The following is a 21,909-nucleotide window of genomic DNA, read 5'->3' as shown; positions in this document are numbered from 1 at the left end:
AACTATTTAAGTGATAAAATTTATTTTATACTTGACAATGATACACTAAAGTTATATAATGCGTTCATTATCAATTAAAGGAGATATTATGAATATACAAGAAAAATTAACTAATCAATTTAACGAAACTCTAAGCCAAGCTGTAAGCTTATGTGTATTTAATAAAAACGGCAATTTAGAGCCATTTCATATATTATGGACCATTGCAAATGATTCTACTTCGATACTAAATCAAGTATTTAATAAGATAGGAATTGACAAAACTGCAATATCACTAATGTTAAAAAGCAAAGCAGACAATTTACCTAAAGTAGATGGAGTTAATGCTAATAATATTAAACCTAGTAATGCTTTATTAAATTCACTTGAAAAGGCTATAGGTTATGCACTAAGTAAGGGTGATAGTTATTTAAGCACCGATATGTGGATTATCAGTGAATGTGATAAAGGCGGTATTTGTGAGTTATTAAAAGATTATTGCGATTTATTAGTTTTAAAAAGCGAATTAAATGCTTTAAGGGGCGATAGAAAAATCACTGAAAAAGAGCAAGATGATATAAGTAATAAAGAATTAGAAAAATATTGCACTAATTTAGTTGAGCTAGCTAGAGCTGGTAAGCTTGATCCAATTACAGGAAGAGATAGTGAGCTTGAGCGTGTAATGCAAATCTTAATTAGAAAGAGTAAAAACAATCCTATTTTATTAGGCGAACCTGGGGTTGGTAAAACTGCTATTGTAGAAGCTTTAGCTCAAGCAATTGCTAATAAAAAAGTTCCAAGTAGTTTAGCAAATAAACAAATCCTAAGCCTTGATTTAGCTGCATTGGTAGCTGGGGCAAAATATCGTGGGGAATTTGAAGAAAGACTTAAAAATATAATTGAAAGTGTAAAAGCAAATCCAAATATTATAATTTTCATTGATGAAATACATACTATACTTGGTGCAGGTGCAAGTGAAGGAAGTATGGATGCAGCTAATATACTTAAACCTGCTTTAAGTAGGGGTGAGTTCAAAACTATTGGTGCAACAACTTTAAAAGAGTATAAAAAATACTTTGAAAAAGACGCTGCAATGCAAAGAAGATTTCAAAGCGTTATTGTAAATGAGCCAAGCGTAAATGATGCAATAGCAATGCTAAGAGGTCTTAAAGAAAGACTTAGCGCTCATCATAATGTTAGCATTAATGATAAAGCTTTGGTAGCTGCTGTAAAACTTAGTAATCGCTATATTCAAGGAAGATTTTTGCCTGATAAAGCAATTGATTTAATAGACGAGGCTGCGGCTGAACTTAAAATGCAAATAGAAAGCGAACCAGCAGCGCTTAGAAATGTAAATAATAATATTGTTAGGCTAAAGGTTGAAAAAGAAGCATTGCTTATGGAAGGTGAAGATAAAAATAAAGAAAGATTAGCAGAAATTGCAAACGAGCTTAGTGAGTTAGGCGAAAATGAAAGAAAATTAAAAATGAAATTTGAAAACGAACAAAGAGTTTTTGCAGAAATTTCTAAAAAAATGAGCGAGATTAATGAATTAACAAATGAAGCAAATATAGCAAAATCTAAAGGCGATTATCAAAAAGCAGGTGAGATTGAATATGGCAAAATCCCACAAGCTAAAAATGAGCTAGAAAATGCTAAAGAAAATTGGAATAAATTAAAAGAAAGCGGAACCTTGCTTAAAAATGAAGTTGATGATGAACAAGTTGCATTAATTTTGGCAAAAATGACAGGAATTAAAGCTTCAAAATTATTAAGCGATGAAAAGGAAAAATATCTAAATTTAGAAAAAAGTTTAGAAGAAAGAGTTGTAGGACAAGATAAGGCTATTAAGGCTTTAGCTCGTGCAGTTAGGGCAAATAAAGCAGGGCTAAGTGATTCTAATCGTCCTATTGGAAGCTTTTTATTCCTTGGACCTACTGGGGTTGGAAAAACTGAGCTTGCAAAAGCTATTGCAAAAGAACTTTTTGATGATGAAAAAGCTTTAATTCGTTTTGATATGAATGAATATGCTGAAAGCTACCGTGTAAGCAATCTAATAGGCTCAGCTGTTGGTTATGTTGGAAGCGATGAGGGCGGACAACTTACTGAAGCTGTTAAGAATAGACCTTATTCGGTATTACTTTTTGATGAGATAGAAAAGGCACATCCTGAGATATTTAATATATTTTTAAATATGCTTGATGAAGGGGCTTTAACTGATAATAAAGGCTTTAGAGTAGATTTTAAAAATACTTTAATAATCTTTACAAGCAATATTGGAGCGGCTAAGTTTGTAGAAATTAAAGATGAAAAAGAAAGAAATGAATTAATAAATAAAGAATTATTAAAATACTTTAAGCCTGAATTTGTTAATAGACTTGATGAAATAGTAGGCTTTAATGCTTTAAATAAAGATTTATGCTTGCAAATTGTTGATATATTGCTAAAAAATACTAGTAATAAATTAGCTGAGCTTGGAATTAGTTTTAAAATAAGCGAAAATGCTAAGCTAGAACTTCTAAATATAGGTTATAGTGATGAATATGGTGCAAGAGCATTAAAAAGAACAATCTATCAAGAAATAGATTCAAGGCTAAGTGAGCTAATTTTGCAAGGGAATTTGAAATCGGAAATTGAAATTGACTTTAGAGAAGATTTCATATTCAACGCTAAATAATCTTATCCCGATTAAAGTCGGGATAATTCTTTTATACCTAATAAAACTACTAAAAAAACGATATTAATCCAAGTAAAATGAAAAATATATTTAAAAGCATGATTTTTATAACTAACCAAATAATATTTATATGAAATTAAACTCGCCATTGAAGCTATCAAAGTTCCTAAAGAGCCTATATTTACGCCTATTAATAATTCTTTAAAATCATTTGTATAATTAGCCAAAAATACACAAGCAGGAACATTGCTAATAAACCATGATAAAAATATGCTGTAATAAAAAATATCAATATTATTAAAATCTATAAAAAAGCTTATATTTTTTACAAAAATAAATAAATTAATAAAAATAATAATAATTCCAAAATCAGCTTTAAAAATAGAATTTTTGTTAGCTAGTAATGAGCCTAATATTACTATTAAAAATCCAAGATAAATATTAAAAATATCTAAAACACAAGCAATTGAAATTATAAAAAATATTATATTTAATAAAAAGATTTTGTTATTAATTTGATTTTTTTCTAAGGATTTGATTTTAATATTTTGATTTTTAATCTTTAAAATAAACAATATTAATAATAAAAAAGAAGCAAAACAATAAATATAAATAGTATTTATAAAATCAATTATGCTTAATTTAAAATGCGTAAATATAAATAAATTTTGTGGATTTCCAAATGGAGTTAGCATTGAGCCTAGATTTGCAGCTAGGGTTTGCAAAATTACAACTTGCATTGTTATATTTTCAACCTTTAGCTCTTTTAATAAATAAATACTAAAAGGAACAAAGCAAATTAATGCTACATCATTAGTAATTAGCATTGAAGTAAAAAAGCATATAAATACCAAAGAACTAATAATTGCTCTTAGGCTTTTGATTTTGTTTAATATAAAAAATGCAAGCAATTTAAACGCACCGATTAATTCTAAGGATTTATTAACAGCAATAAACATAGATAATAAAGCTAAGGTTTTAAAGCTTATAAACTCATATAATAAATTAAAATATTCTAAATAATCAATTTGTCTAAAGCTTATTAAAATTACAAAGCTAATTAATGAAAGTATAAATGTAAGTAACATAAGTGTAATTCATTCCGAAAAACGGAATGAATATTAATAATCGTCTTTTTCGCTTACTTGATATTCAAGCTCTTCTACTCTATCGCCTAATTCATAGATATCTTGCTTTAATTTTTCTAATTCTGTGAAAATCTTATCGCTTGAGTTTTTATCACGATTTGTATTAAATTGCTTGATTATATTTAATTCAGCTTTTAATTTTTCTATTTCGTTTTGTAAATCTTCAATCTTATTTACTTCACTTGACAATGTAGTTTCCTTTGTTTTAGTAGATTTTGCAACCTCTTCAACTACAACTTTTTCTTGCTTTTTAGCAGCTGGTTTTTTTACGCTTTCTTTTTTTGCACTTTCTTTTTTTACCTCTTCTTTTTTAGTGGTAGGTTTTTTAGTGCTTTCTTTTTTTGCAGTTGTTTTAGTTGTTTTTTTGGTTTCTTTTTCGCTAGTTTTTTTAGTAGCCATTTTTTCTCCTTTATATATTTAAAATCCGAATTGTAAAGGCAAAAGGTTAATTATTATCTAAAAATTCGTTAATTTTTTTCTTAACATTAGACATAGCAAGATTGCTGATTTCTCCTTTAAATTTGCCATTTTTATCAATAATATAAAAACTTGAACTATGAGCTACTGTGTATTCTGCAGCACTATCTTGGTAAATATAATCGTATTTAACTCCATAATTTTTTGCAACTTTTTTAAGCTCATCTTCGCTTGGCACTAAGGCTATTGAGTTTTTATAAAAATATTGAACGAATTCGCTAGCGTCATTTGGCTCATCTCTTTTTACATCAAGACTAATAAAGATTATTTTTATATCATTTCTATTTAATTGTTTAATAGCTTCCGAAGCAATTGCCATAGAAGTAGGGCATACATCAGCACATAATGTGTAACCAAAATATATTAATAAATTTTCGCCTTTAAAATCATTTAAAGTATAAGTTTTATCATTTGGCCCTTTCATGCTAAAGTCGTATTTGTTATTAAAACAAGCGCTTAAAAATAAAGTTAATAAAACTATTAATAATTTTTTCATCTTATCTCCTAACATCAAAATCAATAAACAAACCTAAGCTTTTATCTTTACTAAATAGCTCAAGTCTATATCTCATAGTATTTTCAGCACAAGTGCTAAAGACAATATTTGCTAAATATTCATTATCAATTCTTTCAAATTCTCCAACAATATCGCCCATATACATATTAAGTCCATAAAGCCTTGCGTTTAAATCCTTTATCTCATCTAAATTTTTTATGATTATTTTGCTTTCTTCTAAAACTTTTAAAGGTTTTGGCTCAATATTAAATGAAATATCTTTACCTTTATAATTTACAACGCATTCTGTTTGGTTTAAATCACAAGCTAATGGGCTTAGCTCTTTTATTAATTCTCGCTTTTTGGAATTTGAATTAGGAATTAGAAAAAAAAGCCCTAGTAAAACTAAGGCTATTAAAATTATCTTTTTCATTAATGATGCATAGGAACTACTGCTTTTGCAGGAATGTCTTTTAATTTTAGTTTTTCTCCATTGCTAAAGCTTAGTTCTAAATTAAGTTTTGTATCTTCTTTAACGCTATCTTTAATCCCCATAAGCATTACATGATAGCTTTTAGGTTTAAGTTCTAGGCTAGAGTTTGCAGGAATTGTTGCATCTTGTATTCTAATCATCTTCATCATTCCATCTTCGTGAATGTGAGTGTGAATTTCTGTGCTTTGTGCAAAATCGCATTTTGCATCAATTAATTTTACATCTTCGTTTGAATTGTTTTTAATCTTCATAAAAATAGCAGAGTTTTTTGCATTTGGTGGTGTGATTTTTACATAAGGTTCATTTACTTCAATACTACCTGCAAATAAACTTGCGCCGAGGCTTAATGCTAATAAAATCTTCTTCATTTTTAACTTCCTTTTTTAAAAATTTTTTAAGATTATAAATAAGCTATATTAATTGAAAGTTATAATCAAAAAAAGAAAATGCAAAATATTAACTTAGCTTTAAAATTAATTTTTATAATTAGTTCTTAACTTTATTAGGAGCAAATAGTGAAAAAAATCATAATTTTATTATTATCAATATCTTTATATGCCGATAACTTATTGCAACTTTATTTAAAAGATGGAATCAAAGCAGTTGAAGCAAAATTAGAAGCTAGTTTAGCTGATGCAAGTTTTTGGAAAACACAATTACAAGGATTAGACTTAAAATACGGCTATTATAGTAATGATTCTATGATAGTAGTTGTAGATAAAGATAAGCAAAAATTAGTTTTATTTGAGCAAAAAAATAATAAACTAACACCAAAATTTGAGCAAAGCGTAATAACAGGCTTAATGGGTAATAAAAACAAAGAAGGAGATTTAAAAACTCCGATAGGTTTTTATGAAGTATTAAACAAAATGGTTCCACCTGATACTTATTATGGGCCTTGGGCTTTTGTTTTAAATTATCCAAATTTATATGATAAAGTTCGTAAAAAAACTGGCTCAGGAATTTGGATACACGGCTTTCCACTTGAAGGCGATGTAAGATATGATGCGTATAAAACAAAGGGCTGCGTTGTTATGACAAATGATGTGCTTCTTGATTTTGAAGCTATCGTAAAGACAAATAAAACTTATGTTTTAATAAACGAAAAAGGCATAATGACTACAAATGCTGATGAAATAGCAACTCTTTTAGCTGATTTATTTGATTGGAAAAATGCTTGGACAAATAATGATGTTAATACATATTTAAGTTATTACAATGATGATTTTATTAAATACGATGGAGTTAAAATGGCTCAATTTAAAGAGCAAAAAAGAGCTATTTTTAGCAGAAATCAGCAAAAAACAATAAAGTTTAAAGATATAAATATAGCTCCATATCCTAATTTAGAGCAAAGAAAAATATTTAAAATTACATTTTATGAAAACTACGCAACATCAACATATAATTTTAACGGAGAAAAAACTTTATATGTTGAATTACTAAATAACAAAATGTCAATTTTAACGGAACAATGAGATTTATACAGTTTAAATAAGGAGAACAATAATGGCTTTTATTAAGATAAATAAAGATAATTATTTTTATAATTTAAACGAATGCTTAAAAAGAGTTAAGGATATAAATAAGCTAATAATTATTCTAAAAGACAATGCTTACGGGCATGATATAAATATTATTAGCGATTTTGCATTAGAGTTTAATGTAACTTATGCAGCAGTAAAAAATCAAGAAGAAGCACAAAAAATTAAAGATAAATTTAAAAACATTTTAATCCTTTCTCAAATCCCAAAATATTATGAAGCAAAAGATAATTATGTATTAGCAATAAATGATATCAATTATTTAAATTATGTAAAAAAGGGCGATAAAATAGCCCTAAAATTAGATAGCGGAATGCATAGAAGTGGGATAAACACTCATAATCTTGAAGATGTTTTAAAGCTTATTAAAGATAAAAATCTTAAGCTAGTTTCAGCATTTACGCATTATTCAAGCCCGAATAATATAAAATTTCAAAAGCCAAATTATATAAAAATGAAAGAGTATTTAGAGCAAAATTATGATGAAGAATTATTCTTTCATTCGGCAAATTCTAGCACCTTGTTTTTAGGCGAAAATGACATTGATGGTGCTGCTCGTGTTGGCTTAGCTCAATTTGGTTATTGTGATGTTAAGGCTAATTTAAAACCTGTTTTAAGCCTTTGGGCAGAAAAAATCAGCTCAAGAAAAATCCATAAAAATGACAGCATAGGATATGATGAGGTTTTTGTTAGTGATGATGAATTTGTGGCTGCTAATTATGATTTAGGTTATGCTGATGGTTTGCTTTATTATAAAGGCGAAGGCGAAGTTTGTTTAGCTGATGATAAAAGCAAGATATTAGGCAAAATTTCAATGGATAGCTTTAGCACTTATGATTTAGAAGATGAAGTTTGTGTATTTGATGATGCTTTAAAATATGCAAATTATTTTAATACAAATCCTTATGAAGCCTTAGTTAGATTAAATCCAAATATTAAAAAAATCATAGTTTGATTAGGAATTTAATTTCTTATTTCGTAATTCTTTTAATTTTTAATGTAATTTCTAAATAAATTTAAAGGAATTTGAAATAGGAATTTCATTTTTAGAAAAGCTTTTTTAAAAAAAAGTAGGGACAAACTTTACGATAGTTTTTACATATCTTTTTTTTAAACTTTTTAATGCTAATTGAACGAAATTTTGCCTAACAACCTTTTTTTATTTCATTTACAAAAAAGCTAAATGAGTTTTAAAGGTAATTTTTTTATTTTTTGTAATTCCTATTTTAAATTCTTTAAAAGATATAAGTGTTTATTTATCTTTTAATTCTCCTTTTTTATACATTGGTTGAAATTTATTAACAATAACATTAAGCATTCTGTATCTTATTTCCTTATCTTCTGGGCAATATTTATGTAAAGCATATAAATAGTAAATAGAATCTTCATAAATATGTCTTATGTATAGCTTACTTTTATCTGTAAATAAAATAGCTTTTTTAAAGTATTCATTAATTTTTATTGTATCTGTAGCATTACAAATATAATCAGGTAAAGGTATATTAGTAACATCTATTTTTGAAGTTCCATCGTAGTAATTGTTTTCACTATAATATTTATATCCAGAAGTACCCAAAAGATCTATTATAGTAGATAGGTATAGTCCATAATTAAATTTTTTCTCTGCTTGATATGTATAGTATTTATTAAAAGCTATATTTAAAAGCTCATAAATTTCACTTGCTTTATCATAATCTTTTGAATGATATTCATAAATTCTACTTGGTGTATTAGAAATATATATCACAACCAAACCAAGCATATTAGATAGTCTATATTCTGTCATAATATCTACATCATAATAAATATTGCCATAAGGCACTCTTTTTATCATTTCATAGATTTCTTGATAATCATCGTAGCTTAGCTTGTCTAACATACTATAATCTTGTGTTTTATTAGTTAAGCCATACATGCGTTTATAATATAAAACCCACCACATAACATCTTCAATACTATCATCTGGCAAGAGCTTTTTACCTTCATCATAATAATTTTTAGCTATATTTAAAAAAGGTCTTACAATAAAACTATCGTATTTAAAAACAATATTTAATGTATTTGCAATATCTATAAATAAATATCCGGTTAAAAACTTCTCACTTGCTTCTGGGTTTTTGCTGTATTTTTGTGGATTAAACCCTAATAAATATGAACTCATAATTAAAATATATAAAAGTGGAATTATTATAAAAATAATAAATAAAGCTTTATATAAAATCTTTTTAAAATTAAATTTAAAATTAATTATTTGATTTATATTCATATTTAACCTTGTAAAAATAAGGTTTATTATAGCAATAAAACTAGAAATTATGTTTTAATAAATATTTATAATTCCTATTTCGTAATTTTTTAAAAAATTGTGGAATTTGAATTAGGAATTTAACCTAATTCAAATTCTTTTTACATACTCATTAAGCGTTTATATGTAGAAATCACACTATCAGGATTAAGCGACATTGAGCTTATTCCTTTTTGCTTTAGCCAAATTGCTAAATCTATATGATCGCTTGGACCTTGTCCGCAAATGCCTACATATTTACCTGCTTTTTTGCATGCATTAATCGCTCTTTCTATCATAAATAAAACAGCCTCATCTCTTTCATCAAAGTCAGCTACTAAAATATCCATTCCACTATCTCTATCAAGCCCTAAAGTAAGTTGGGTTAAATCATTACTTCCTATGCTAAAGCCATCAAAAAATTCTAAAAACTCATCGCATAAAATAGCATTAGATGGAACTTCGCACATCATAATAACTCTTAAGCCTTTTTCTCCACGCTTTAAGCCGTTTTTTGCTAAGAGATTGATAACTGAGTTTGCTTGAGAAAGAGTTCTTACAAATGGCACCATAATTTCAATATTTGTTAGACCCATTTCATCTCTTGCGATTTTTAAAGCTTCGCATTCAAGCTTAAAGCATTCAGCAAAATTAGGTGCTAAATATCTACTTGCACCTCTAAATCCTAGCATAGGATTTTCTTCGTGCATTTCGTAAAGCTCTCCGCCTAATAATTTTCTATATTCATTAGTTTTAAAATCACTTAATCTAATAATTACAGGCTTAGGATAAAAAGCAGCTGCAATTGTAGCAATACCTTCAGCTAATTTTTCTACAAAAAAGCTTTTAGGATTTAAATAACCTTTCATAGCATTATCAATCTTAGCTCTTAATTCATTATCTATTTTGTCATAATCTAAAATAGCATTTGGATGAATTCCTATGTGATTATTTATAATAAACTCAAGTCTAGCAAGTCCTACTCCATCATTTGGTATTTGAGCGAATTTAAAGGCTAGAGCAGGGTTGCCTATATTCATCATAATTTTTACATCACAATTTTTAACTTCAATTTCTTCTTGCTCTTTTATTTCATATTTTAAAGCACCTTCATAAATTCTACCTTCATCTCCATGCACGCAACTTACACTTACAATTTCGCCATTTTTTAATACACTTGTAGCATTGCCAGTGCCAACAACTGCACCAATTCCTAATTCTCTTGCAATAATTGCTGCATGACAAGTCCTACCACCTCTATTTGTAACAATAGCTGCAGCCTTTTTCATTACAGGTTCCCAGTTTGGATCAGTCATATCAGTTACTATTACATCTCCATCATTTACTAGATTAATCTCGCTTATATCATTTATTACCTTAACTACTCCGACACTTACTTTTTGACCTATTGCTCTACCTGTTATTAATACTTTTGATTCTTCTTTTAGCTCATAACTTACATCTTTTTTCTTTTGTGATTGCACGGTTTCAGGTCTTGCTTGTAAAATATAGATTTTATTATCTAAAGCGTCAAGTCCCCATTCAATATCCATAGGTCTTTTATAATGTTCTTCTATTATTAGAGCGTATTTTGCAAGTTCGTTTATTTGCTCATCGTTTAGGCTAAATCTATCTTGTAAGTGTTTTTCAACATCTACGACTTTTACAGCGTTTTCGCCTAATTTTCTTTCTTCTTTAAACTCCATTTTTATAAGTTTTGAGCCGATTTTTTTTGAAATTATTGCTTTGTGACCCATTTTTAGGCAAGTTTTTGATACATAAAATTCATCAGGATTTACAGCACCTTGCACTACACATTCGCCAAGACCATACGATGAAGTTATAAATACAACATCACTAAATCCACTCTCAGTATCTAAGCTAAACATAACACCAGAGCTACCCTTATCACTTCTTACCATTCTTTGAATGCCTGCACTTAGTGCTACATCAAAATGAGAAAAGCCTTTATGAACTCTATAAGAAATCGCTCTATCATTATAAAGTGATGCAAAAACCAAACGGATTTTGTCTAATACATCATCAATTCCGCTTACATTTAAAAATGTTTCTTGCTGTCCAGCAAAAGAAGCATCAGGTAAATCCTCAGCCGTAGCAGATGAGCGAACAGCAAAAGTTCCTAAACCATCGCTATCTAATTCTTTATAAAACTTTTTAATTTGTTCTAAAAATAAAGGTTGAAAATTAGCTTTAGCTATTAAATTTCTAATTTTTTCTCCACTTTTTGCAAGAGCATTTAAATCATCAGGATTTAAGCTTTTAAGCTCGTTATTAATAATCTCATCTAAATTATTATAAGCTAAAAAATCTTTAAAAGCTTTAGCAGTAGTTGCAAAGCCATCAGGCACACGAACACCACTTCCGCTAAGATTTGAAATCATTTCTCCTAAGCTAGCATTCTTGCCGCCAACAATTTCTACATCACTCATTCTAAGTTTAGAAAAAGCTATAACATATTCCATAACCACACTCCTTTTTGTTAAAATCATTTTATTTTAACAAGTAAGGATAAGCTAATGATAAAAAAGAAAATTGTATTTTTTATAAGTGATGGCACGGGAATTACGGCTGAGACTTTTGCACATTCGGTTTTAGCACAATTTGAAGAAGAATACGAATTCGTTCAGATTAGAGAGCCTTTTATTAATACAGAAGAAAAAGCTTTAAAAGTAGCCGAAAAAATAAATGAATTAGCAATCAATGATATTCCTTTGGCATTTAGCACTTTAATAAATGAAAATATCGCAAAACATATTAAAAACTCAAATTGTGTTTTTATAGATTTATTAGAGCCTTTTGTTAGCTTAATTTCAAATAAATTAAATGTAAAACCTAGCATTAGATATGGTTTATCGCATTCAAGTAATAAAAACTATCAAAATAGAATTGAAGCTATTAATTTCACTCTTGAGCATGATGATGGACAATTTGTATATGCCTTAGATAACGCTCAAATTATTTTAATAGGCGTTTCAAGGTCGGCAAAAACGCCAACTAGCCTTTATCTTGCTATGCAATATGGAATTAAGGTTGCAAATTATCCATTAACCCCTGATGATTTTAAGGCTTGTGCTTTGCCTAGTGCTTTGCTTCCTTATAAGCATAAATTATTTGGGCTTAGTATTGATGCTTATCGCTTAAGCGAGATTAGAAACGAAAGAATGTCTAATTCAAATTATTCAAGCTTAATTAATTGTAAAAATGAAGTAAAAAATGCAGAGTTTTTAATGAGAATAAACAATATTCCTTTTTTAAATATCACAAATAAAAGTATAGAAGAAGTTACGACAACCTTACTTGATATTTTTGATATACATAATTAAAGGCAAATTTTATAAAGTATTTTCCTAATTCAAATTCTTTAAAAAAATCTTGGAATTTGAATTAGGAATTAGGATTATTTTAAAATATCTTGAACGCATTCAAGTGGGGTTTTAAATATTTTATCGCAGCTTTGCTTAAGTGTATTCATATCCGTATATTCAAATAAAGTTACATAAGCATTCACTCCAGCAGCCTTAGCAGCTTCAGTATCATTTAGTGTATCTCCTATCATATAGATTTTACTAAAATCAAATTCTTTTTTAAGCTCACTAACTTCAAGCATTTCAGAGCCTTTTAAACGACTAAGAGCTTTATATATTGGCTCAGGATTTGGCTTACAATATTTAACTTCATCCCCGCCTACAACAACGCTAAAATCATCAAACATATCAAAATCTTTTAAAATTTCTTTAGCAAAATAAACAGATTTTGTAGTAACTAATCCTACTTTTGCATGTTTGCTAGCTAGTTTTACAGCTTCTTTTGCACCTTCTAAAAGACTTGTTCCATCTTTATAATAAAGCTTATAATTTTGTCTATATAATTTAACAATATCAGTTACCTTATCCTTTGAAACTCCAATTGTTTCAAACATTCCTTCAGTAGACATTCCTATTAAAGATTTAATATATTCATCGCTTAATTTAAAATCATAGCTTTCTAAAGCCTTTCTAAGACTTGCGATAATAGGCTGAGTTGAGTCAATCAAAGTTCCATCTAAATCAAAAAATATAATCATTTTACTTCCTTTTTTATTTTAAGCTTAGCAAATTAAAGCTAATTGTATTGACAAATTAAAAAAGAAAATATAAAATCCCATTTAATTGACTTTATCAACTATTAGGAATATTTATGTTTTTTAAGAAAATCACTTATGCAAACAGAAAAATAGTAAGTAAATTAAATGAAATTTTAAAGCCATTTAATGTAAATGCAACTGATTGGAGAGTATTTGCTTATCTTAGTTCTACTAGGAGTGCAAGTCTTAGTGAAATTTGTGAGTTTTATCAAATGGATAAAGCGCTTGTTTCAAGGGTTTGCAAAAAACTTGAAAACTTTGAATATATTGAGTATTCAAGCTCAAGCGATAAAAGAGAAAAGATAATTTCACTTAGTTTAAAAGGCAAAGAATTATATTTTGATGCACATCTATTAATAAGCGAATACGAAAAGCAAGTTAGCATGGATTTAGATTATGCTGAATTTGGAATGTTTATAAATATACTTGATAAAATCAATAAAAAATTATAAGGAGTTTTCATGGGATTATCCAAAAAGTATAATATTTGGAATAAGAACTTTATTTGTGTTTTTATTATCAATTTTGTAATTTGTTTAGTATTTTACATAAGCACCGTTGCAAGCACTGATTTTGCTAAAAGTGTTCTTAATTCTAGCACTTCAATGGCAGGACTTGCAAATGGTATTTTTGTAATAGGTGCTTTACTTTCAAGGCTTTATTTTGGCTCAATTATTGATAATATAAACATAAAAAAAGTTATGATTATAAGTACATTGCTTTATTTTATACCTAATTTATATTATTTGTTTTTATCAACTAATATTGAATTAATAGTAGCTAGATTTTTTGCAGGGATTTTTTATGGGATTTGCTCTTGTGCTTGTGGTGCTGCGGTCGCAAGACTTGTGCCTAGCAATAAAAGAGGGGTTGGAATAGGTTATTATGCAATTAGTGTGGTATTAAGCTCAGCAATAGGTCCATTTTTAGCTGTTTATTTGGTTGGTTTAAATAAGTTTGATTTATGTTTTATAATATCTTTATCTACTATATTTTTAGCTTTAATTTCAAGTATATTAATAAAGGTAAAGCGTTTTAAAAAGCATAATATTCATAATGTTAAAAAATCTTTTTCTATATTTAATTATATTGAAAAATCAGTTTTAGGTGTAGCTTATGTTGTGTTTTGCTTAGGTTTTACTTATGGTGCGATATTAGCATTTATAAGCTCATATTCAAAAGAGCTTGACTTAATCAAGGCTGGTTCGGTATTTTTTATTATTTATGCTTGTGTTTCGGTGTTTTCAAGACCGATTTCAGGAAAAGTATTTGATAAAATCGGTGCAAATTATGTAATAGTTCCATCTTTATTATTTTTCGTTGCAAGTTTTGCGATATTAGCTTATGTTAATAATCCTTTTATGATGTATTTATCAGCTATTTTTTGTGCTTTAGGATATGGAAATGCAACTTCAAGCCTTCAATCACTTGCAATAAAATTAGCACCTAAGAAGAAATTGGGTCTTGCTAATTCAACCTTTTTTATAGCTTTAGATGTTGGTATGGGAGTAAGCCCTTATCTATTAGGATTAATTGAGCCAAAATACGGACATTCAAATATTTATATGATTTGTGCTTTAATTATTTTGTTTTCTTTAATATTGTATTATGCTCTAGTCATTAGAAAATCAAAGAATTTTCAAAAAGATTTAAAAGATTATGAAGATAATTTTTTAGAAAAAAATCATTCAGAAATTATTATTAAAGATTAGGAGAAAATATGCAATTTAGTGGAAAAAACGTATTAATTACAGGTGCATCAAAGGGAATTGGTGCTGAAATTGCTAGAGTTTTAGCTGGTTTTGGTCTAAAAGTATGGATTAACTATCGCTCAAAACCAGAACTTGCAGAGAATTTAAAACAAGAAATTGAACAAAACGGCGGTAAGGCTGCGATTATTTGTTTTGATGCAAGCGATGATGCTGCATTTAGCGATGCTATAAAAACAATTGTTGATTGTGATGGAGAATTAAGCTATTTAGTAAATAACGCAGGAATTACTAAAGATAAATTAGTATTAAGAATGAGTGAAGAAGACTTTAACGATGTTATTAAAGCTAATTTAAACTCAACTTTTATAGGTTGTAAAGAAGCGTTTAAAGTAATGAGTAAAAAACGCTTTGGTTCGGTTGTAAATATTAGCTCAGTTGTTGGCGAAATGGGTAATGCAGGTCAAGTAAATTACTCAGCTAGTAAAGGTGGCGTTATTGCTATGACAAAATCTTATGCAAAAGAATGCGCTAGCAGAAACATTCGCTTTAATGCAATTACTCCAGGCTTTATTGAAAGCGATATGACCGATGTATTAAGCGATGAAATCAAGCAAACTTATTATAAGGCAATCCCACTTGCAAGATTTGGAAAACCTAGCGAAGTTGCAAATGCAGTAGCGTTTTTATTAAGTGATTATTCAAGCTATATAACAGGCGAGATTTTAAAGGTTAATGGCGGAATGTATGTGTAATTTATTTACACTTTTTTGTAAGAATACTTGTTTAATTTTATTTTAGGAGAAAACAATGTCTATTTTTGAAGATGTTAAAAAAGTTATCGTAGAAGAGTTAGGAGCTGATGAAGCTAGCATTACACCTGATGCAAAAATTATTGAAGATTTAGGTGCTGATTCACTTGACGTAGTTGAATTAATTATGGCTTTAGAAGAGAAATTTGATATTTCAATTCCTGATGAAGATGGTCAAAAAATCGCAACAGTTGATGATATCGTAAAATATATTGAAGCAAAAAAACAATAAGGATTTAAATTGAGAAGAGTAGTTGTAACTGGCATTGGTATGATAAATGCCCTTGGGCTTGATAAAGAAAGTTCGTTTAAGGCGATTTGTGATGGAAAAAGCGGTGTTGGAGAAATTACTCTTTTTGATACTAGCGATTCTAGTGTAAAAATTGCCGCAGAAGTAAAAGGATTTGATCCTTTAACAGTTTTAAATGCAAAAGATGTAAAAAAAGCTGATAGATTTATACAATTAGGTTTGCACGCAGCAAAAGAAGCTATAAATGATGCTAAATTTAATATGGTTGATGGCGTTATAAATGATATTGACTTAGATGAATTTGGAGTAGTTAGTGCTGCAGGTATTGGTGGATTACCTAATATTGAGAAGAATTCTAATGTATGTTTGCAAAAGGGCGCAAGCAGAATTTCGCCTTTTTTCATACCTTCAGCTCTAGTGAATATGCTAGGGGGAATGGCATCTATTGAGTATAAATTAAAAGGTCCTAACTTATCTTGTGTAACTGCATGTGCTGCAGGAACTCATGCTTTAGGAGAAGCTTATAAAACAATCGTTTGCAACCAAGCTAAAAAAATGCTAGTAATTGGTGCAGAATCAGCTATTTGTCCAGTTGGAATTGGCGGTTTTGCTTCTATGAAAGCATTATCAACTAAAAATGATACACCAGAGAGTGCAAGTAGCCCATTTGATGCTAGTAGAGATGGCTTTGTTATGGGAGAAGGCGCAGCTGCTTTAGTTTTAGAAGAGTATGAAGATGCTATCAAAAGAGGTGCTACAATTTATGCTGAGCTTATAGGATTTGGTGAGAGTGCAGATGCAAACCATATAACTTCACCAGCATTAGATGGTCCATTAAGAGCTATGAAAAAAGCATTGTGTATGGCAAAAGGTTTTGAGTGCGGAAAAGATAAAATTAAAATTGATTATATCAACGCTCACGGAACTTCAACTCCTGCAAATGATAAAAACGAAACAGCAGCTATGAAAGAGTTATTTAAAGACGATATGCCTTTAGTAAGTTCAACAAAAGGACAAACAGGACATTGTTTAGGTGCAGCTGGTGCAATTGAAGCAGTAATTTGTCTAATGGCTATGAGAGATGGAATAATTCCTCCAACAATTAATTATAAAAATCCTGATCCTGATTGCGATTTAGACTATGTTCCAAATGTAGCTAGAAAATGTGAGATTAAAACTGCAATGAGTAACTCATTTGGTTTTGGTGGAACAAATGCATCGGTAATTTTTAGAAAATTGGATTAATAAAAATGGCAGCTTATTTAGATTTTGAAAAAAACATTCAGCAACTTGATGAAGATATAGTAAATGCTAATATAAAAGGCGATATAGAGGCAGTTAAAATTCTTAAAAGGAATTTAGAAAAGGAATTAACTAAAACTTATAAGAATTTAAGTGATTTTCAGAAATTACAATTAGCTAGACATCCAGATCGCCCTTATTCTCTTGATTATGTTAGAATTTTATTAAAAAATGCTCATGAATTGCATGGAGATAGAGCTTTTAGAGATGATCCTGCGATAGTTTGTTATGCAGGATATATCGGAGAGCAAAAAGTAATGCTTATCGGAGAGCAAAAAGGTCGTGGAACTAAGTATAAACTTCATAGAAACTTTGGTATGCCACATCCTGAAGGATATCGTAAGGTTTTAAGATTTGCTAGAATGGCTGAGAAATTTAGAATTCCTATCGTATTTTTAGTAGATACTCCAGGTGCATATCCTGGTGTAGGTGCTGAAGAAAGAGGGCAAAGTGAAGCAATTGCTACTAACCTTTATGAATTAAGTGCATTAAAAACTATAATAATTTCAATAGTTATAGGAGAAGGTGGAAGTGGTGGAGCTTTAGCTTTAGGTGTTGCTGATAAACTTGCAATGCTTAAAAACTCAGTATTTTCGGTAATTTCTCCTGAAGGTTGTGCAGCTATTTTATGGAATGACCCAAGCAAGAGTGAAGCTGCAACAAAGGCTATGAAAATTAGTGCAGATGATTTATTAGAGCAAGGCTTGATTGATGATATTATAGAAGAAGGAATTGCTCATAGAAATAAAGAACAAACAGCAAATAATATTCAAAACTATATCTTAGAAAAAATTGAAGAGCTAAAGCTATTGAATGTAGATGAATTAGTTGCAAAGAGAATGCAAAAAATCTTAAAGCTAGGTTCTTACAGCGAAGATAAATGATTTTATTCAAGCAAATTAGCTTGAATAAAATTAGGAATTAATAATGAAATATGTATTTTTGCTTAATATGGGTGGAGTAAATCAGCTTAGTGAGTGTGATGTATTTTTAAAAAATATGTTTAACGACCCAAATATTTTAGGTATCAAATCAAAATTACTTAGAAGTTTTGTTGCTTTTATGATAAGAAAATCTCGTATAAAGCAAATGAAAGAAAATTATAAAAAAATCGGCGAAAAAAGTCCGCTTACTCAAATCCAAAAATCTCTTTGTGATAAATTAAACACAATGCAAAACGAATTTAAATTTGATTTTATTTCTACTTATGTTCCGCCTTTTGCAGGTGAAGTTTTAGCAAAATATGATTTTAAAGAAGATGATGAAATTATATTATTTCCTTTATATCCACATCATTCTATAACTACTACAACTTCTTCTTTGCAAGATTTTTATAAACATTTTAAACTAAAAAATAAGGTAAAAAAAGTTGAGTATTTTTATGAAGATAAAGCTTATAATGATATTTTAATAAATGAAATTAATAAGCAAAAACAAGCAGATATTTTGATAATTTCAGCACATTCTTTACCTATAAAGACTATTAAAAATGGTGATTTGTATGAAGAGCATATTAAGGCTCACTTTGAGATTTTAAAAAATCATTTTAAAGATAAATTTAAAGAAATTAGACTTGCATATCAATCAAAACTAGGCCCTATAAAATGGCTTGAACCTGCTTTAAGCGATGAATTAAACACGCTAGATAATAAAAGTGTTTTAATATTTCCTTTATCGTTTTGTATTGATTGCTCTGAAACCGTGCTTGAGCTTGATATAGAATATAGACATCAATATAAGGGCGAATATGCTGTATGTAAATGCCCTAATGATAGTGATGAATTTGCCGAATATATTTTAAATAAAGTTAGAAGTATTCAAGGCAAATAATTTAGCTATTTTATTTGCTATTGTGTTTTAGTAATTTAAATTACTGAAGTTATTTTCGGCTCTTTGGGCTCACTTTACTCACTTGGGTTACTTGGGTTAATGATAATGATTATAAATACATAAAATATTTAACTCTTACAAGAAATATAAATGTTTTTTAATCTTTATGCTTGATGATAATAAATGCCTATTTTCTACACAAGCAAAGCTTACAAACATTATAAAATCAAGTAATAAAAACCCATAAAAGTAATTTAAAATAATTCATAATACAAAAGTTTCAAGTCATAAAATATTTTAATTTCCGAATTCAAATTCTTTATCAATTTAACTTTTTTAATACTACATATCAAAATCCTAATTTAGCTATATATTAATAATTTTAAAGATTTTAATTATAAAAATATTATATATTTTAAATTTTTTAAAAATTATTTTAATTAATAATTAAGACTTATTAAAGTTTATTTAGTTAGTATTTGTTCTTATTTTAAACTCTCTTTCTTCAAATAATACTAGTTCAATGGGGGGGGGTATTATCTCGGAGGGAAAATGAAGATTACTACACGAATTATCTTATCTATTTTAGTTGGCTTAGTGCTTTTGTGTTCTAGTATTATTGTTTTGAATTTAAATTCAATGGAAAAAATCAATACTTTTTCAAACGAAAGTTTAAATGAAATATCACTAGAAGATGCGAAAAAAACTGCTATTTCTGCCGTAAGTCTTACCATATCTATGTCAAATGAAATTTATACAGATTTTGCAAAAGATGGCTATGATATTAATGAATACGAAAGAAGTATGAAAATATTTTTATCAAATATTGACTTACAAAACAAGACAGTTAATTTTCTAATCACAAACTCAAAAGGCGATTTTATATCACATTATCATAAGGAAAAAGTAGGCAAAAATTATTTTTATGATAAAGATGTTGATGGCAAGTATTATTTACAAGATATTATAAAGAATGCAAAAAGCGGAGGATTTACTCAATTTGCATTTAAAGATGAAGTAAGTAATAAAATAAGGCACATCGTAACTTATTCTAAAAAAGATCCGCATATAGATTTTATTTATGTTAGTGTTGTTGATTTAGACCAAGCTGAAGAAGATATTAAAGAAATAGATAGAGCAATGGATGAAATCATTTCTAATACAAGTATGAAAACCATAGGTTTTAGCGTGATTTTATCTATCATAATATTAGCGATTATTACTTTTGTAATATATAAATATGTAAGCTTGCCATTAAAATTACTTACCGATAAATCAAAAGAATTAAGCGTAGGTGATGGCGATTTAACAAAAAAGCTAGAAGAAAAAGGCAATGATGAAATAGCACAAGCTAGTAAGGCTATAAATCTATTTATAGATAAAGTTAGAGAATTAATAATTCAAGCAAAAGAAATCTCAAACGAAAACGCATCAATTTCAAACGAATTAGGCTTTACAAGTATGCAAACAGGCAAAAGAGCAGAAGAGGGTTCAGAAGTTGTAATGGGCGTTGTTAAAAAAGGAGAAAGCTTTAAAAAACAATTAGAGCAAGGCATAGAGCAAGCAAATAGAGGTAAAAGTGAGCTAACAAGTGCTACAAGCTTAATTGAAGATATGAGAAAGAATATTGAAGAGCTTGGAAGAAATATAGATTTGTCTTCATCGGTTGAAGATGAACTTGCACACAAGATGAATCATTTAAGCAATGAAGCTGATAATGTAAAAAATATTTTAGAAATCATAAACGATATTGCAGACCAAACAAACCTTTTAGCTTTAAATGCAGCGATTGAAGCAGCTCGTGCAGGTGAGCATGGGCGTGGATTTGCCGTAGTTGCTGATGAGGTTAGAAATCTTGCTGAAAGAACGCAAAGAAGTTTAAGTGAAATAAACGCAACAATAAGCGTTATAGTTCAAGAGATAAAAGATGCAAGCGAACAAATGAATAACAATTCTAAGCAAATGCAAGGCTTAACAGAAATAGCAAGAACTTCGCAAGATAAAATGAATGATATGAGCGATGTTATGAGAAGTGTTATTTCTGATAGTGAATTAATAGTGCAAAATTATATAGATGGCACAGAAGAGATAAACAAAATTATCTCAAGTGTTGATTTGATAAATCAATCAGCTAACGAGAACTTAAGAAGTGTTGAAGAGATTTCAGGTGCTGCAACACATTTAAGTGATATGACTGAAAAGCTAAATAAAAAGCTTAATGAATTTAAGGCTTAAAATCTTGGAATTTGAATTAGGAATTTGCTAATTCAAATTCTTTTTTTATTTCTTTAAAATCCAAAATAAATTAAGTTTGTAATTCCTATTTTAAATTCTTTAAAAGTTTAAGCAAAATTATTGATAATTATTACATTCTAAGAACAACCCAACCAAACTTTACTAAATTTCCCAAACCCAAAAAACTCCAAGCAAGAATTTAAAGTTTAAAAATAAAAGAATTTAAATTTGGAATTTAAAACAATATTTAGACCTTATATAAATTAAAAATCAAATTCTAATTTCATAATTTTTTTATTTTTAATAATTAAACATAGGCTTTTAATACTTTTATATTTATGATTTTTAACCCTAACACTTTCTTGCTTAAGGCTAGGTTGGAGTGGTTGGAGTGGTTGGAGTGGTTTGAGTGGTTTGAGTGGTTTGAGTGGTTTGAGTGGTTTGAGTGGTTGGAGTGGTTTGAGTGGTTTGAGTGGTTTGAGTGGTTTGAGTGGTTTGAGTGGTTTGAGTGGTTTGAGTGGTTTGAGTG

Annotated in this window: 20 protein-coding genes and 1 pseudogene; 13 read left to right on the top strand and 8 right to left on the bottom strand. The window is 28.5% G+C overall.

The annotated features are described in order from the left end of the window. Window positions 1–85 precede the first annotated feature (85 nt). On the top strand, window positions 86–2,656 hold the full coding sequence (locus tag AC1B00_RS08390) for an ATP-dependent Clp protease ATP-binding subunit (protein ID WP_488849259.1): 2,571 nt from the start codon (window positions 86–88) through the stop codon (window positions 2,654–2,656). A gap of 11 nt (window positions 2,657–2,667) precedes the next feature. Here AC1B00_RS08390 and AC1B00_RS08385 read toward each other — a convergent pair whose 3' ends face one another. Genes AC1B00_RS08385 through AC1B00_RS08365 form a run of 5 tightly spaced genes read right to left on the bottom strand, consistent with a single transcriptional unit; the run spans window position 2,668 to window position 5,638 of the window. After that, entirely contained in the window at window positions 2,668–3,744 is a 1,077-nt protein-coding gene (locus AC1B00_RS08385) for an SLC13 family permease (protein WP_488849248.1), read from the bottom strand. Window positions 3,745–3,777: 33 nt separating this feature from the next. Then, window positions 3,778–4,203, bottom strand: a complete 426-nt coding sequence (locus AC1B00_RS08380; RefSeq protein WP_239818077.1) for a hypothetical protein — start codon at window positions 4,201–4,203, stop codon at window positions 3,778–3,780. Window positions 4,204–4,249: 46 nt separating this feature from the next. Beyond that, window positions 4,250–4,777 carry an SCO family protein gene (locus AC1B00_RS08375; RefSeq protein ID WP_239818078.1) on the bottom strand — a complete coding sequence of 176 codons (528 nt, stop codon included), beginning with the start codon at window positions 4,775–4,777 and terminating at the stop codon, window positions 4,250–4,252. Between the two features lies 1 nt (window position 4,778). After that, window positions 4,779–5,210, bottom strand: a complete 432-nt coding sequence (locus AC1B00_RS08370; protein ID WP_336611224.1) for a hypothetical protein — start codon at window positions 5,208–5,210, stop codon at window positions 4,779–4,781. After that, the gene (locus AC1B00_RS08365) at window positions 5,210–5,638 is read right to left on the bottom strand and encodes a copper chaperone PCu(A)C (RefSeq protein WP_488849246.1); all 429 of its coding nucleotides are present in this window, start codon (window positions 5,636–5,638) and stop codon (window positions 5,210–5,212) included. Before AC1B00_RS08365 ends, AC1B00_RS08370 begins: the two co-directional genes overlap by 1 nt. 147 nt (window positions 5,639–5,785) lie before the next feature. Here AC1B00_RS08365 and AC1B00_RS08360 point away from each other — a divergent pair, with 147 nt between their 5' ends. Together AC1B00_RS08360 and AC1B00_RS08355 are read left to right on the top strand one after the other, a co-directional pair. Next, window positions 5,786–6,748 (top strand): L,D-transpeptidase family protein, encoded by a 963-nt coding sequence (locus AC1B00_RS08360; protein ID WP_336611222.1) that lies wholly within the window; start codon window positions 5,786–5,788, stop codon window positions 6,746–6,748. Window positions 6,749–6,779: 31 nt separating this feature from the next. Then, window positions 6,780–7,769 (top strand): alanine racemase, encoded by a 990-nt coding sequence (locus AC1B00_RS08355; RefSeq protein ID WP_488849245.1) that lies wholly within the window; start codon window positions 6,780–6,782, stop codon window positions 7,767–7,769. Between the two features lie 297 nt (window positions 7,770–8,066). On the opposite strand, the gene AC1B00_RS08350 is transcribed toward AC1B00_RS08355, so the two are convergent. Both AC1B00_RS08350 and ppsA read right to left on the bottom strand, forming a co-directional pair. Then, on the bottom strand, window positions 8,067–9,080 hold the full coding sequence (locus AC1B00_RS08350) for a hypothetical protein (RefSeq protein WP_488849244.1): 1,014 nt from the start codon (window positions 9,078–9,080) through the stop codon (window positions 8,067–8,069). Between the two features lie 140 nt (window positions 9,081–9,220). After that, the gene (gene ppsA, locus AC1B00_RS08345) at window positions 9,221–11,581 is read right to left on the bottom strand and encodes a phosphoenolpyruvate synthase (protein ID WP_488849243.1); all 2,361 of its coding nucleotides are present in this window, start codon (window positions 11,579–11,581) and stop codon (window positions 9,221–9,223) included. Between the two features lie 54 nt (window positions 11,582–11,635). On the opposite strand from ppsA, the gene ppsR reads away from it, so the two are divergent. Continuing rightward, entirely contained in the window at window positions 11,636–12,442 is an 807-nt protein-coding gene (ppsR, locus tag AC1B00_RS08340; RefSeq protein ID WP_488849242.1) for a posphoenolpyruvate synthetase regulatory kinase/phosphorylase PpsR, read from the top strand. Window positions 12,443–12,516: 74 nt separating this feature from the next. On the opposite strand, the gene AC1B00_RS08335 is transcribed toward ppsR, so the two are convergent. Then, the gene (locus tag AC1B00_RS08335) at window positions 12,517–13,182 is read right to left on the bottom strand and encodes an HAD family hydrolase (protein ID WP_488849241.1); all 666 of its coding nucleotides are present in this window, start codon (window positions 13,180–13,182) and stop codon (window positions 12,517–12,519) included. A 113-nt stretch (window positions 13,183–13,295) separates the two neighbouring features. Here AC1B00_RS08335 and AC1B00_RS08330 point away from each other — a divergent pair, with 113 nt between their 5' ends. The 9 genes and pseudogenes from AC1B00_RS08330 to AC1B00_RS08290 all read left to right on the top strand — a co-directional run bounded on the left by AC1B00_RS08330 (window position 13,296) and on the right by AC1B00_RS08290 (window position 21,380). Then, the gene (locus AC1B00_RS08330) at window positions 13,296–13,694 is read left to right on the top strand and encodes a MarR family winged helix-turn-helix transcriptional regulator (protein WP_488849240.1); all 399 of its coding nucleotides are present in this window, start codon (window positions 13,296–13,298) and stop codon (window positions 13,692–13,694) included. Window positions 13,695–13,703: 9 nt separating this feature from the next. After that, window positions 13,704–14,954, top strand: coding sequence for an MFS transporter (locus tag AC1B00_RS08325; protein WP_239818088.1), 1,251 nt, complete (start codon window positions 13,704–13,706; stop codon window positions 14,952–14,954). An 8-nt stretch (window positions 14,955–14,962) separates the two neighbouring features. Further along, window positions 14,963–15,706: a 3-oxoacyl-ACP reductase FabG gene (gene fabG, locus AC1B00_RS08320; protein ID WP_488849239.1), complete on the top strand. Its 744-nt coding sequence runs from the start codon at window positions 14,963–14,965 to the stop codon at window positions 15,704–15,706. Window positions 15,707–15,761: 55 nt separating this feature from the next. Next, a complete protein-coding gene (gene acpP / locus AC1B00_RS08315; RefSeq protein ID WP_239818090.1) occupies window positions 15,762–15,995 on the top strand; it encodes an acyl carrier protein in 234 nt (77 codons plus the stop codon). A 9-nt stretch (window positions 15,996–16,004) separates the two neighbouring features. Beyond that, on the top strand, window positions 16,005–17,258 hold the full coding sequence (locus AC1B00_RS08310) for a beta-ketoacyl-ACP synthase II (RefSeq protein WP_239818091.1): 1,254 nt from the start codon (window positions 16,005–16,007) through the stop codon (window positions 17,256–17,258). 5 nt (window positions 17,259–17,263) lie between these two features. Continuing rightward, window positions 17,264–18,199: an acetyl-CoA carboxylase carboxyltransferase subunit alpha gene (locus tag AC1B00_RS08305; protein WP_488849238.1), complete on the top strand. Its 936-nt coding sequence runs from the start codon at window positions 17,264–17,266 to the stop codon at window positions 18,197–18,199. Between the two features lie 43 nt (window positions 18,200–18,242). Beyond that, window positions 18,243–19,145: a ferrochelatase gene (gene hemH, locus AC1B00_RS08300; protein ID WP_488849237.1), complete on the top strand. Its 903-nt coding sequence runs from the start codon at window positions 18,243–18,245 to the stop codon at window positions 19,143–19,145. A 552-nt stretch (window positions 19,146–19,697) separates the two neighbouring features. Next, window positions 19,698–20,525: pseudogene (locus AC1B00_RS08295) on the top strand (cache domain-containing protein); the annotation flags it as partial. A gap of 309 nt (window positions 20,526–20,834) precedes the next feature. Continuing rightward, the gene (locus AC1B00_RS08290) at window positions 20,835–21,380 is read left to right on the top strand and encodes a methyl-accepting chemotaxis protein (protein ID WP_488849257.1); all 546 of its coding nucleotides are present in this window, start codon (window positions 20,835–20,837) and stop codon (window positions 21,378–21,380) included. The last annotated feature ends 529 nt before the right edge of the window (window positions 21,381–21,909 follow it).

The sequence above is a fragment of the Campylobacter sp. DY7 genome (assembly GCF_057802535.1).
This window is presented reverse-complemented; position numbering and strand designations above follow the sequence as displayed.